Below are 13,765 nucleotides of genomic sequence, written 5' to 3'. Positions count from 1 at the left end.
ATTTACGCCCTGCTCCCGATTCACGTCACGTGTTATTCGGTTTCCAGATCGATATCGATACCGAGCGAACGGATTTCTTTGATCAACACGTTGAAAGACTCGGGCATGCCCGGCTCCATACGGTGATCGCCGTCCACGATGTTTTTGTACATCTTGGTACGACCGTTCACATCGTCCGACTTGACTGTGAGCATTTCCTGCAGAGTGTACGCCGCGCCGTATGCTTCCAGCGCCCACACTTCCATCTCCCCGAAACGCTGACCACCGAACTGTGCCTTACCACCCAGCGGCTGCTGGGTAACCAGGCTGTAAGAACCAGTGGAACGCGCGTGCATCTTGTCGTCCACCAAGTGGTTCAGCTTCAGCATGTACATGTAGCCAACTGTTACAGGACGCTCAAACTTGTTGCCTGTGCGACCGTCGAACAGTTGCATCTGGCCGCTCTCTGGCATGTCAGCCAGCTTGAGCATTGCCTTGATTTCGCTTTCCTTGGCGCCGTCGAACACCGGAGTGGCCATCGGAACGCCGTTACGCAGGTTCTTCGCCAGATCCAGAACTTCCTGGTCGGTGAATTCGTCCAAGTTTTCCTGCCGGCCACCGATCTCGTTGTAGATCTCGGTGAGGAACTTGCGCAGCTCAACCACTTTACGCTGCTCTTCGAGCATGCGGTTGATCTTCTCGCCCAGGCCCTTGGCCGCGAGGCCCAAGTGGGTTTCAAGGATCTGACCGACGTTCATACGCGAAGGTACGCCCAACGGGTTGAGTACGATATCCACCGGCGTACCGTTGGCATCGTGCGGCATGTCTTCAACCGGCATGATCACAGAGACCACACCCTTGTTACCGTGACGACCGGCCATCTTGTCGCCCGGCTGGATGCGACGACGGATTGCCAGGTAGACCTTGACGATCTTCAGTACGCCAGGTGCCAGGTCATCGCCCTGTTGCAGCTTGCGCTTCTTGTCTTCGAACTTGTCGTCCAGCAGACGGCGACGATCGACGATGTAGGCCTGAGCTTTTTCGAGCTGCTCGTTCAGAGCATCTTCAGCCATGCGCAGCTTGAACCACTGACCATGCTCAAGACCGTCGAGGACTTCGTCGGTGATTTCCTGACCTTTCTTCAGGCCAGCACCGCCTTCTGCAACACGACCGACCAAGGCAGAGCGCAGACGCTCGAATGTAGCGCCTTCAACGATGCGGAACTCTTCGTTCAGATCCTTGCGGATCTCGTCGAGTTGCGACTTCTCGATGGACAGTGCACGTGCATCACGCTCGACACCATCACGGGTGAAGACCTGAACGTCGATGACAGTACCTTTGGTACCGGTCGGTACGCGCAGGGAAGTGTCTTTAACGTCGCTGGCTTTCTCACCGAAGATCGCACGCAGCAGCTTTTCTTCCGGAGTCAGCTGGGTCTCGCCTTTCGGAGTGACCTTGCCGACCAGGATGTCGCCGGCGCCGACTTCGGCACCTACGTAAACGATACCGGCTTCGTCCAGCTTGTTCAGCGCCGCTTCACCCACGTTCGGGATGTCGGCAGTGATTTCCTCTGGGCCAAGCTTGGTGTCACGGGCCACACAGGTCAGTTCCTGAATGTGGATCGTGGTGAAGCGATCTTCCTGAACCACACGCTCGGACAGGCAGATGGAGTCTTCGAAGTTGAAACCGTTCCAGGCCATGAACGCGATGCGCATGTTCTGACCCAGTGCCAGCTCACCCATGTCGGTGGACGGACCATCGGCCATGATGTCGCTGCGCTGAACGCGATCACCCTTGCTCACCAGCGGACGCTGGTTGATGCAGGTGTTCTGGTTGGAACGGGTGTATTTGGTCAGGTTGTAGATATCTACACCGGCCTCACCTGTTTCAACTTCGTCGTCAGCAACACGAACCACGATACGGCTGGCGTCAACCGAGTCGATCACACCGCCACGACGAGCCACGACGCAAACGCCGGAGTCACGCGCAACGTTGCGCTCCATGCCGGTACCGACCAGCGGCTTGTCAGCACGCAGTGTAGGTACAGCCTGACGCTGCATGTTGGAACCCATCAACGCACGGTTGGCGTCGTCGTGCTCAAGGAATGGGATCAGGGACGCTGCTACCGATACAACCTGCTTGGGCGAAACGTCCATCAGGGTAACGTCGGCAGGTGCCTTGACCGTAAATTCGTTGAGGTGACGTACCGCAACCAGCTCGTCGATCAGCTCTTGCTTGTCGTTCATTGCGGCCGAAGCCTGTGCAATGACGTGATCCGCTTCTTCGATTGCCGACAGGAAAACGATCTCGTCGGTAACCAGACCTTCTTTAACAACGCGGTACGGGCTCTCGAGGAAACCGTACTGGTTGGTGCGAGCGTAGGCTGCCAACGAGTTGATCAGACCAATGTTCGGACCTTCCGGCGTTTCAATCGGGCACACGCGGCCGTAGTGAGTCGGGTGAACGTCTCGAACTTCAAAGCCGGCGCGCTCACGAGTCAAACCGCCAGGGCCGAGTGCAGAGACACGACGCTTGTGGGTGATCTCGGACAGCGGGTTGTTCTGGTCCATGAACTGGGAAAGCTGGCTGGAACCGAAGAACTCTTTCACCGCTGCAGCGACTGGCTTGGCGTTGATCAGGTCCTGAGGCATCAGGCCTTCGCTCTCTGCCATCGACAGACGCTCTTTGACCGCGCGCTCTACACGCACCAGACCTACACGGAACTGGTTTTCGGCCATTTCACCAACGCAACGAACGCGACGGTTACCGAGGTGGTCGATGTCATCGACGATGCCTTTGCCGTTACGGATGTCAACGAGGGTCTTCAAGACCGCTACGATGTCTTCCTTGCACAGCACGCCCGAACCTTCGATCTCGGTGCGACCGATACGACGGTTGAACTTCATCCGGCCTACAGCCGACAGGTCGTAGCGCTCCGGGCTGAAGAACAGGTTGTTGAACAGAGTCTCGGCAGCATCCTTGGTTGGTGGCTCGCCAGGACGCATCATCCGATAGATCTCGACCAGCGCTTCCAGTTGGTTGCTGGTGGAATCGATCTTCAATGTATCGGAGACGAACGGACCGCAGTCGATGTCGTTGGTGTACAACGTTTCGATGCGAACAACCTGAGCCTTGGCGATCTTGGCCAGGATTTCAGTGTTCAGCTCGGTGTTGCACTCGGCGATGATTTCACCGGTAGCCGGATGCACGATGACCTTGGCTGTGGTGCGGCCCAGGACGTAGTCCAGCGGCACTTCGAGCTCTTTGATCCCGGCCTTTTCCAGCTGGTTGATGTGACGAGCAGTAATACGGCGACCTTGCTCGACAATGACCTTGCCTTTGTCGTCCAGGATATCCAGGACAGCAATCTCACCACGCAGGCGCTGAGGCACCAGCTCCAGGCTCAGGTTTTCACCGCGAACATGGAATACGTTGGTGGTATAGAAAGCATCGAGCACTTGCTCGGTGGTGTAACCCAGTGCGCGCAGCAGTACGGACGCAGGCAGCTTGCGACGACGGTCGATACGGACGAATACGCAGTCTTTCGGATCGAACTCGAAGTCCAGCCACGAACCGCGGTAAGGAATGATACGAGCGGAGTACAGCAGCTTACCGGAGCTGTGCGTCTTGCCACGGTCGTGGTCGAAGAATACACCAGGCGAACGGTGCAGCTGAGACACGATAACGCGCTCGGTACCGTTGATTACGAAGGTACCGTTTTCAGTCATCAGGGGGATTTCACCCATGTAGACTTCTTGCTCTTTGATGTCCTTGATCGCTTTGTTCGACGACTCTTTGTCGAAGATGATCAGACGAACCTTGACTCGCAGAGGTACAGCGTAAGTCACACCGCGCAGCACGCATTCCTTGACATCAAATGCCGGTTCGCCCAAGCGATAACCTACATACTCCAGCGCAGCATTGCCGGAGTAGCTGATGATCGGGAAAACGGATTTGAAGGCTGCATGCAGACCGACGTCGCGGAACTGATCTTTGGTCGCTCCCGCCTGCAGGAATTCGCGATACGAATCCAGCTGGATGGCCAAGAGATACGGCACATCCATTACGTCCGGCAACTTGCTAAAGTCCTTGCGGATACGTTTTTTCTCAGTATATGAGTAAGCCATCAGCGTTCCCCAGCTTGGTCACCTGCTTGTTTGGCTCCCTCCCGACGGAAGCAGCCAGAAAATCGTGCAAACCCCTTGGTTTGCGCCACCGTCATCGGTGGATCCTGCACGTTAAAGACATTGACCGCGCCAATCGTCTATAACGGAAAAAGGCCGGTGGCAAAAGCCACCAGCCATCAGCCTTTCGCTAGATGCGTGGGCTGGACACTCAAATCGATGCTTATTTCAGCTCGACTTTAGCGCCTGCTTCTTCCAGAGTAGCTTTGGCTTTGTCAGCTGCGTCTTTGGCAACAGCTTCCAGGACCATTGCTGGGGCGCCGTCAACGACTGCCTTGGCTTCTTTCAGGCCCAGACCGGTCAGTTCACGAACTGCCTTGATGACGTTAACTTTCTTCTCGCCAGCTTCCAGCAGCATGACGTTGAATTCAGTTTGCTCTTCAACAACAGCAGCAGCAACAGCTGGACCAGCCGAAGCAGCGGCAGCAGTAACGCCGAATTTTTCTTCGAAAGCTTTGATCAGCTCAACAACTTCCATTACGGACATGTTGCCAACGGCTTCGAGGATATCGTTTTGAGAGATAGACATGACTCTAATTCCTGATTTGGGGACGGCCTACGCGACCATCGAAAAAAACAAAAAACGCGAGAAGCGGCGAACCCTTAGGCTGCAGCTGCTTCTTTCTGGTCGCGAACAGCCGCCAGAGTACGAGCCAACTTGCTGGTAGCGCCTTGAATCACGCTCATCAGCTGAGAAATTGCTTCGTCACGGGTCGGCAGGGTTGCCAGTACATCGATCTGATTAGCTGCGAGGAACTTGCCCTCGAACGCAGCTGCCTTGATCTCGAACTTGTCCTGACCTTTTGCGAATTCCTTGAACAGACGAGCAGCAGCGCCCGGATGTTCGTTGGAGAATGCGATCAAGGTCGGGCCTGTGAACACGTCGTTGAGGACACTGAAATCAGTGTCGGCAACAGCGCGCTTGAGCAGGGTGTTACGTACAACACGTACGTAAACGCCAGCTTCACGAGCCTCTTTACGGAGTCCGGTCATAGCGCTAACTGTCACGCCGCGGGCATCAGCCACGACTGCGGACAGACCAGCTTTGGCAGCCTCGTTGACTTCAGCGACGATGGCCTTCTTGTCTTCGAGTTTAATTGCCACGGGTTTAACTCCTGCTTGTTACCGTTTCACCTGGCCGAAGCCTGATGTCGTTTTGGTGTCTGATTCGGTAAGGAACCGGGAGCACCATCTGCGTAGGCTTGAGTTTTAAGACTTGCGCCGCCTACGGTCTTGGATAGCCCCCGCCAGGCAGGGACCCCAATTTTTTTGGCGGCACGTCAGACGTGCCGCCTTTGTCTTACGCGTCCAGCGAGCCCTGATCGATCACCAGGCCTGGGCCCATAGTGGTGCTCAGAGTAACGCGCTTGACGTAGATACCTTTCGAGGAAGCAGGCTTGATACGCTTCAGATCAGCGATCAGTGCTTCAACGTTTTCCTTCAGCTTGACGGCGTCGAAGCCGACCTTGCCAACGGAAGTGTGGATGATGCCGTTCTTGTCGGTGCGATAACGAACCTGACCAGCCTTGGCATTCTTGACGGCGTTAGCAACGTCAGGAGTAACAGTGCCGACTTTCGGGTTAGGCATCAGACCGCGAGGACCCAGAACCTGACCCAACTGACCCACAACACGCATTGCGTCCGGGGAAGCAATAACCACGTCGTAGTTCAGGTCGCCAGCTTTCATTTCGGCAGCCAGGTCGTCCATACCAACGCGATCAGCGCCGGCAGCCAGAGCGGCTTCAGCAGCAGGACCCTGGGTGAAAACTGCAACGCGTACAGTTTTGCCAGTGCCGTGCGGCAGAACGGTAGCGCTACGAACTACCTGGTCGGATTTACGAGGGTCAACGCCCAGGTTTACAGCGATGTCAACGGACTCGCTGAACTTGACAGTCGACAGCTCGGTCAGCAGAGCAGCTGCGTCTACAAAGTTGTAGGCCTTGCCAGCTTCGATCTTGCCAGCGATTGCCTTTTGACGCTTGGTCAGCTTAGCCATTACACACCCTCCACGTTAAGGCCCATGCTACGAGCGGAACCGGCGATGGTACGCACGGCCGCATCCATGTCAGCAGCAGTCAGATCCGCATTTTTTGCTTTTGCGATTTCTTCCAGCTGAGCACGGGTCACGGTGCCAACTTTAACGGTGTTCGGGCGAGCCGAGCCGCTGGTCAGACCTGCAGCTTTCTTCAGCAGAACCGACGCAGGGGTACTTTTTGTTTCGAAAGTGAAGCTACGGTCGCTGTATACAGTGATGATCACTGGAGTCGGCAGGCCTGGCTCAATACCCTGGGTACGGGCGTTGAACGCTTTGCAGAATTCCATGATATTCACACCGTGCTGACCCAGAGCCGGGCCTACTGGCGGGCTTGGGTTAGCCTGAGCGGCTTTCACTTGCAGCTTGATGTATGCACTAATCTTCTTGGCCATGAGGCACTCCAATTACGGGTACAAGCGCCAATAAAGGCTCCCCGGTTGCTTACGCGTATATCCCAGTGACGAAAAAACCCCACAGCCTTAGGCTGCGGGGTATGGGATTCCAGCTCAGTTATGCCTTTTCGACCTGACTGAACTCCAACTCTACCGGAGTAGAGCGTCCGAAAATGAGCACCGCCACCTGGATACGGCTCTTTTCGTAGTTGACTTCTTCGACCGTGCCATTGAAATCGGCAAACGGACCGTCGGTGACGCGAACAACCTCGCCTGGCTCGAACAGAGTCTTCGGCTTCGGCTTGTCGCTACCGTCGGCGACACGACGCAGAATCGCTTCTGCCTCTTTGTCGGTGATAGGTGCAGGCTTATCAGCGGTACCGCCGATGAAGCCCATGACACGTGGGGTATCCTTGACCAAGTGCCAAGTACCCTCATTCATGTCCATCTGAACCAGCACGTAACCAGGGAAGAACTTGCGTTCGCTTTTGCGTTTCTGGCCATTACGCATTTCAACCACTTCTTCAGTGGGAACCAGAATTTCGCCGAAGCCATCTTCCATGCCTGCGAGCTTCACACGCTCGACCAACGAGCGCATGACATGCTTCTCGTAACCCGAGTAAGCATGCACTACGTACCAACGCTTAGCCACGGGACACCCTTAGCCAACAATCAAGGAAACAAGCCAGCCGAGCAGGGAATCAAGCCCCCACAACAGCAACGCCATAACCAGAACAACAGCCACAACAATCAGCGTGGTCTGCGTGGTTTCTTGGCGAGTAGGCCAAACGACTTTACGGATCTCGGCACGTGCCTCCTTCGCCAGAACGAAGAAGGACTTGCCCTTGCCAGTCTGCAGAGCGACAAACGCAGCTGCAGCAGCGATAACAAGGAGAGCGAGAACACGGTACAGGATCGGCTCAGCAGAATAGTACTGATTGCCGACGACACCCACGACGACCAAAACGACTACGAGGAGCCACTTCAGCATATCGAAGCGAGAGTCTGATGCTTCAGCCTTGGGATTCATCTACGGAGATCCTGTGAAAAGAAAGCCAGATTACATCTAGGGAATCTGGCAGGTCAGGAGGGAATCGAACCCCCAACCTACGGTTTTGGAGACCGTCGCTCTGCCAATTGAGCTACTGACCTAAAAGCAAAATCAGGCCGACCATTATGCGGACCTGACAACAGTATTTCAACACCTTATTCAAATCCCACCAACCAATGGCGCAGACCTGAACAGCTCCAGGCAAACCGCGCATTGCGCGTCTACCTAAAACAAAGGCAGATATTTTCATATCTGCCTTTAGCAATGGAGCTCTTGAGCGGATTCGAACCGCTGACCTCACCCTTACCAAGGGTGTGCTCTACCAACTGAGCTACAAGAGCAATACAATCTGCATAAGCTGCAAACATGGAGCGGGTAGCGGGAATCGAACCCGCATCATCAGCTTGGAAGGCTGAGGTTCTACCACTAAACTATACCCGCGCAATTTGCAGCTCGCGCTAAATCTGGTGGAGGGGGAAGGATTCGAACCTTCGAAGTCGTAGACGTCAGATTTACAGTCTGATCCCTTTGGCCGCTCGGGAACCCCTCCTGAGCAGGGCAGCATTCTCAACTCATGCCACCCTTCTGTCAACCTTTTTCTCAGTAAAAACCTGAGGTTACATGCGTTGACCATTTCCACTTCGTTCGCGAGACTTACACCTCACTGCGAAGCGGGCGCCATTCTATGCAAACTATTCTGCAGTTGCAATGCCTTCACATGACATTATTTTGTTTTTTAACTGAGGGAAGTCCTGAGCCAGCTGGTTAATGACTCCAGACTCGACAAGACGTCGACTTTCAGGCGCGATTTTCAGCCAGTAACCCGCACCGGCGCCGGGCTGCAGAGCCTGGAACTGCGACTGGATATCCAGGCTATTGAGCCGCTGCTCCACCGCGCGAGCGTCTTCCTGGCGTGAGAAACCGCCCAGGTAAAGGCAGTTCGAATCGGCATCTCGGGGCAGATGCGCAGGATCAGACTCACTCAGCAAGCGTATGTCCTGCTGCGCAGCGCGATGCAATGCCAGCGGAAGCACTTCCTTCGCCCGCAGAGGCGCCTCTTGTTGATGCCAGATGTAGTAGAAGCCATTCAACATCAACAGAAGAAGAAACAACCAACGCATAGAAACCTCAGGGCAGCGGGCAAGCCAAGGCCAGACCGACAAAAACCAGATCAGGAACAATACGAGCGCCCGGGATAACATCGGCGATAAGACTCGCATCACCGCCCGTGATGAATACGGCAAAATCCTCGCCCCAATATTCTCGCGCAATTTCCAGCTGCGTCATCGCAAAACCACGAATCATCAGAGAGCAGCCACGCTCTACCGCCTCAGCAGTAGAACGACCGGGAACGAGATCCGTAAGAGCTCGCTGCGCTGTTGCATCGTCATACCTTATACGACGTGTGTGGGTGCGCAGCTGATCACGCATCAGAGGCATGCCCGGGCATATGAAACCGCCCAGGTGCTTGCCATCAGAAGCCACGAAGTCAGAAGTGACAGCAGTACCGAGATCGATGACCAGACAAGCCTTTCGAACGCCATGGTAGGCACCGACAAAGGCCAGCCAGCGATCAAGCCCAAGTCGCTCGAATTCCTCATAGCCGTTCACGACGCCTGCCAGCTCACGCGCTGGCAAAGCGCAGACCGGACTGACAGCGAATTCACTGGCAAGTATCGACACCAGCGCCTCCGTCTCTACAGCGTTGCGCACACTCACCAGACGACAATGACTCAACGCTAGGCCCGGCAGCTTCTGTAGATTGCCCAGCAAGGCACTGTCCGAATCGACGACACCACCCGCCAGTACCGCAGCATCGCCTCGCGAGGTTACACGCCACTTGATGAAGCTGTTGCCACAGTCAAGTTCAAGAATCATCGCGCAACCTCAGGCTGAGCTCACCACCGCTAAAGCTTTTTTCCACGCCATCCACTTCCAAACGCAATGCGCCGAGCGCATCGATACCCAAGACAATACCGTTTACAGGCTCGACACCCGAGAGCAACGTGACGGCCGAGCCCTGCCACAAGTGACCACACTCCCACTCATCACGAAATGCCTCGAATCCCTTTTGACGATGCTCAACCAGATACGACTCAATCTTTTGACTCATGCGAACAGCCAGCTCATTGCGATCCACAAGGGCACCGGTCTCGAGACGGATAGACGTCCAGGACTGATCAACCTCGGCGCAAAGCTGCATATTTACGTTGACCCCCACGCCTATGATCACGTGACAGACGTCAGCAGGGTCTCCGATCAACTCAAGCAGTATTCCGGCGATCTTCTTTCTACCTACGAGGACATCGTTGGGCCATTTAAGGCCTGCACGCTCAACGCCCATATCGCGAAGCACAGTCATGACGGCAAGACCTATGAGTAGGCTCAACCCCTCCAACTGGCGCATACCGCCGTCGATACGCAGCGCAAGGCTGTAGTACATGTTGGCCGCAAAAGGGCTTACCCACTTACGACCACGACGCCCCCTGCCTGAGCTTTGTCGCTCAGCCAGAACGAGAGCAGGCATGCTGCAATCACGAGAGATAAGCCGTGCAGCTTCGGCATTGGTTGAGTCAACAGAGTCGAGCGTATGAAAAGTCCAGCCATCGGGAAGGCCTAGACGCGACAACGCGTCGCCATCCAGCAAAGACACAGGCGTGGATAGCTTATAACCACGCCCACGTACCTTATGAATTTCGATACCCAGATCCGTCTCGAGCAGTTGAAGCTGTTTCCAGACCGCGCTTCGGCTGATTCCGAGGGCATCTCCCAAGACCTGTCCTGAATGAAAGGCCCCATCAGCAATAAGCTTCAACAACGTCAACATGTAAGGATCGCCTTGCAATAAGGCACGCATGATAGCCACGCGGAAGCACGCTGCATAGAAACGAACGCTGGATTTTTGAAACGCAGAAAAGACAAAACCCCTCACCGCGTGAGCGATGAGGGGTTCTGGAATTGAATCTTGACGATGACCTACTCTCACATGGGGAAACCCCACACTACCATCGGCGATGCATCGTTTCACTGCTGAGTTCGGGATGTGATCAGGTGGTTCCAATGCTCTATGGTCGTCAAGAAATTCGGGTACCGAAGCGTGCCGTGCGGCGCGATTCAGCAAATTGGGTATGTGATATCGGTATCGTTCGTGACGCAAACTTTCGGTTCGTGTCGTCTTCACAGTCACCGCAATCTGTGCTCGTTCGAGTCGCAGATTGCTTGGGTGTTATATGGTCAAGCCTCACGGGCAATTAGTATTGGTTAGCTCAACGCCTCACAGCGCTTACACACCCAACCTATCAACGTCGTAGTCTTCGACGGCCCTTCAGGGAACTCAAGGTTCCAGTGAGATCTCATCTTGAGGCAAGTTTCCCGCTTAGATGCTTTCAGCGGTTATCTTTTCCGAACATAGCTACCCGGCAATGCCACTGGCGTGACAACCGGAACACCAGAGGTTCGTCCACTCCGGTCCTCTCGTACTAGGAGCAGCCCCTCTCAAATCTCAAACGTCCACGGCAGATAGGGACCGAACTGTCTCACGACGTTCTAAACCCAGCTCGCGTACCACTTTAAATGGCGAACAGCCATACCCTTGGGACCGGCTTCAGCCCCAGGATGTGATGAGCCGACATCGAGGTGCCAAACACCGCCGTCGATATGAACTCTTGGGCGGTATCAGCCTGTTATCCCCGGAGTACCTTTTATCCGTTGAGCGATGGCCCTTCCATACAGAACCACCGGATCACTAAGACCTACTTTCGTACCTGCTCGACGTGTCTGTCTCGCAGTCAAGCGCGCTTTTGCCTTTATACTCTACGACCGATTTCCGACCGGTCTGAGCGCACCTTCGTACTCCTCCGTTACTCTTTAGGAGGAGACCGCCCCAGTCAAACTACCCACCATACACTGTCCTCGATCCGGATAACGGACCTGAGTTAGAACCTCAAAGTTGCCAGGGTGGTATTTCAAGGTTGGCTCCACGCAGACTGGCGTCCACGCTTCAAAGCCTCCCACCTATCCTACACAAGCAAATTCAAAGTCCAGTGCAAAGCTATAGTAAAGGTTCACGGGGTCTTTCCGTCTAGCCGCGGATACACTGCATCTTCACAGCGATTTCAATTTCACTGAGTCTCGGGTGGAGACAGCGCCGCCATCGTTACGCCATTCGTGCAGGTCGGAACTTACCCGACAAGGAATTTCGCTACCTTAGGACCGTTATAGTTACGGCCGCCGTTTACCGGGGCTTCGATCAAGAGCTTCGCTTGCGCTAACCCCATCAATTAACCTTCCGGCACCGGGCAGGCGTCACACCCTATACGTCCACTTTCGTGTTTGCAGAGTGCTGTGTTTTTAATAAACAGTCGCAGCGGCCTGGTATCTTCGACCGGCGTGGGCTTACGCAGTAAATGCTTCACCCTCACCGGCGCACCTTCTCCCGAAGTTACGGTGCCATTTTGCCTAGTTCCTTCACCCGAGTTCTCTCAAGCGCCTTGGTATTCTCTACCCAACCACCTGTGTCGGTTTGGGGTACGGTTCCTGGTTACCTGAAGCTTAGAAGCTTTTCTTGGAAGCATGGCATCAACCACTTCGTGTCCTAAAGGACACTCGTCATCAGCTCTCGGCCTTGAGACCCCGGATTTACCTAAGATCTCAGCCTACCACCTTAAACCTGGACAACCAACGCCAGGCTGGCCTAGCCTTCTCCGTCCCTCCATCGCAATAACCAGAAGTACAGGAATATTAACCTGTTTTCCATCGACTACGCTTTTCAGCCTCGCCTTAGGGACCGACTAACCCTGCGTCGATTAACGTTGCGCAGGAAACCTTGGTCTTTCGGCGTGGGTGTTTTTCACACCCATTGTCGTTACTCATGTCAGCATTCGCACTTCTGATACCTCCAGCAAGCTTCTCAACTCACCTTCACAGGCTTACAGAACGCTCCTCTACCGCATCATCAAAAGATGATACCCGTAGCTTCGGTGCATGGTTTGAGCCCCGTTACATCTTCCGCGCAGGCCGACTCGACTAGTGAGCTATTACGCTTTCTTTAAAGGGTGGCTGCTTCTAAGCCAACCTCCTAGCTGTCTAAGCCTTCCCACATCGTTTCCCACTTAACCATGACTTTGGGACCTTAGCTGACGGTCTGGGTTGTTTCCCTTTTCACGACGGACGTTAGCACCCGCCGTGTGTCTCCCATGCTCGGCACTTGTAGGTATTCGGAGTTTGCATCGGTTTGGTAAGTCGGGATGACCCCCTAGCCGAAACAGTGCTCTACCCCCTACAGTGATACATGAGGCGCTACCTAAATAGCTTTCGAGGAGAACCAGCTATCTCCGAGCTTGATTAGCCTTTCACTCCGATCCACAGGTCATCCGCTAACTTTTCAACGGTAGTCGGTTCGGTCCTCCAGTCAGTGTTACCTAACCTTCAACCTGCCCATGGATAGATCGCCCGGTTTCGGGTCTATTCCCAGCGACTAGACGCCCTATTAAGACTCGCTTTCGCTACGCCTCCCCTATTCGGTTAAGCTTGCCACTGAAAATAAGTCGCTGACCCATTATACAAAAGGTACGCAGTCACCCAACAAAGTGGGCTCCCACTGCTTGTACGCATACGGTTTCAGGATCTATTTCACTCCGCTCTCCGCGGTTCTTTTCGCCTTTCCCTCACGGTACTGGTTCACTATCGGTCAGTCAGTAGTATTTAGCCTTGGAGGATGGTCCCCCCATATTCAGACAAGGTTTCTCGTGCCCCGTCCTACTCGATTTCATTGCAAAGAGACTTTCGCGTACAGGGCTATCACCCACTATGGCCGCACTTTCCAGAGCGTTCCGCTACTCTCAATCCAACTTAAGGGCTGGTCCCCGTTCGCTCGCCACTACTAAGGGAATCTCGGTTGATTTCTTTTCCTCAGGGTACTTAGATGTTTCAGTTCCCCTGGTTCGCTCCATACACCTATGTATTCAGTGTAAGGTAACCATCTTATGATGGCTGGGTTCCCCCATTCAGACATCTCCGGATCACAGTCTGTTTGCCGACTCCCCGAAGCTTTTCGCAGGCTACCACGTCTTTCATCGCCTCTGACTGCCAAGGCATCCACCGTATGCGCTTCTTCACTTGACCA

The 13,765-nt window shown here is 54.6% G+C and carries 10 protein-coding genes, 4 tRNA genes and 2 rRNA genes; all 16 read right to left on the bottom strand.

Annotated features, from left to right (window positions below):
- Positions 1-32: 32 nt before the first annotated feature.
- Positions 33-4,106: a DNA-directed RNA polymerase subunit beta gene (gene rpoB, locus CFBP1590_RS03330; RefSeq protein ID WP_029241916.1), complete on the bottom strand. Its 4,074-nt coding sequence runs from the start codon at positions 4,104-4,106 to the stop codon at positions 33-35.
- Between the two features lie 220 nt (positions 4,107-4,326).
- Positions 4,327-4,692 (bottom strand): 50S ribosomal protein L7/L12, encoded by a 366-nt coding sequence (gene rplL, locus CFBP1590_RS03325; protein WP_004883656.1) that lies wholly within the window; start codon positions 4,690-4,692, stop codon positions 4,327-4,329.
- A gap of 74 nt (positions 4,693-4,766) precedes the next feature.
- Positions 4,767-5,267 (bottom strand): 50S ribosomal protein L10, encoded by a 501-nt coding sequence (rplJ, locus tag CFBP1590_RS03320; protein ID WP_004883655.1) that lies wholly within the window; start codon positions 5,265-5,267, stop codon positions 4,767-4,769.
- A 196-nt stretch (positions 5,268-5,463) separates the two neighbouring features.
- Positions 5,464-6,159: a 50S ribosomal protein L1 gene (gene rplA, locus CFBP1590_RS03315; protein WP_004883652.1), complete on the bottom strand. Its 696-nt coding sequence runs from the start codon at positions 6,157-6,159 to the stop codon at positions 5,464-5,466.
- A complete protein-coding gene (gene rplK / locus CFBP1590_RS03310) occupies positions 6,159-6,590 on the bottom strand; it encodes a 50S ribosomal protein L11 (protein ID WP_004883650.1) in 432 nt (143 codons plus the stop codon). Before rplK ends, rplA begins: the two co-directional genes overlap by 1 nt.
- Positions 6,591-6,708: 118 nt before the next feature.
- Positions 6,709-7,242 carry a transcription termination/antitermination protein NusG gene (gene nusG, locus CFBP1590_RS03305; RefSeq protein ID WP_003317113.1) on the bottom strand — a complete coding sequence of 178 codons (534 nt, stop codon included), beginning with the start codon at positions 7,240-7,242 and terminating at the stop codon, positions 6,709-6,711.
- 9 nt (positions 7,243-7,251) lie between these two features.
- The gene (secE, locus tag CFBP1590_RS03300; RefSeq protein ID WP_004883646.1) at positions 7,252-7,620 is read right to left on the bottom strand and encodes a preprotein translocase subunit SecE; all 369 of its coding nucleotides are present in this window, start codon (positions 7,618-7,620) and stop codon (positions 7,252-7,254) included.
- A gap of 46 nt (positions 7,621-7,666) precedes the next feature.
- A tRNA-Trp gene (locus CFBP1590_RS03295) sits at positions 7,667-7,742 on the bottom strand.
- A 164-nt stretch (positions 7,743-7,906) separates the two neighbouring features.
- Positions 7,907-7,982, bottom strand: a tRNA-Thr gene (locus tag CFBP1590_RS03290).
- Positions 7,983-8,008: 26 nt separating this feature from the next.
- Positions 8,009-8,082: transfer RNA gene (locus CFBP1590_RS03285), tRNA-Gly, on the bottom strand.
- A gap of 24 nt (positions 8,083-8,106) precedes the next feature.
- Positions 8,107-8,191 (bottom strand) — tRNA-Tyr (locus CFBP1590_RS03280).
- Positions 8,192-8,333: 142 nt separating this feature from the next.
- Complete coding sequence (locus CFBP1590_RS03275) at positions 8,334-8,762, bottom strand: hypothetical protein (protein ID WP_025995603.1); 429 nt, start codon at positions 8,760-8,762, stop codon at positions 8,334-8,336.
- Between the two features lie 7 nt (positions 8,763-8,769).
- The gene (locus tag CFBP1590_RS03270) at positions 8,770-9,519 is read right to left on the bottom strand and encodes a pantothenate kinase (RefSeq protein WP_088234476.1); all 750 of its coding nucleotides are present in this window, start codon (positions 9,517-9,519) and stop codon (positions 8,770-8,772) included.
- Positions 9,509-10,468 carry a bifunctional biotin--[acetyl-CoA-carboxylase] ligase/biotin operon repressor BirA gene (gene birA / locus CFBP1590_RS03265; protein WP_029241918.1) on the bottom strand — a complete coding sequence of 320 codons (960 nt, stop codon included), beginning with the start codon at positions 10,466-10,468 and terminating at the stop codon, positions 9,509-9,511. The genes CFBP1590_RS03270 and birA overlap by 11 nt, the downstream gene beginning before the upstream one ends.
- Before the next feature lie 136 nt (positions 10,469-10,604).
- Positions 10,605-10,720 (bottom strand): 5S ribosomal RNA (gene rrf / locus CFBP1590_RS03260).
- Positions 10,721-10,871: 151 nt separating this feature from the next.
- Positions 10,872-13,764: ribosomal RNA gene (locus CFBP1590_RS03255) — 23S ribosomal RNA — on the bottom strand.
- Between the last annotated feature and the right edge of the window lies 1 nt (position 13,765).

Origin of the sequence: Pseudomonas viridiflava (assembly GCF_900184295.1) — a bacterium.
In the GTDB taxonomy this organism is placed as follows: domain Bacteria; phylum Pseudomonadota; class Gammaproteobacteria; order Pseudomonadales; family Pseudomonadaceae; genus Aquipseudomonas; species Aquipseudomonas viridiflava.
Note: the sequence above shows the minus strand (reverse complement) of the source record. Positions and strands in the feature narration are given on the sequence as shown.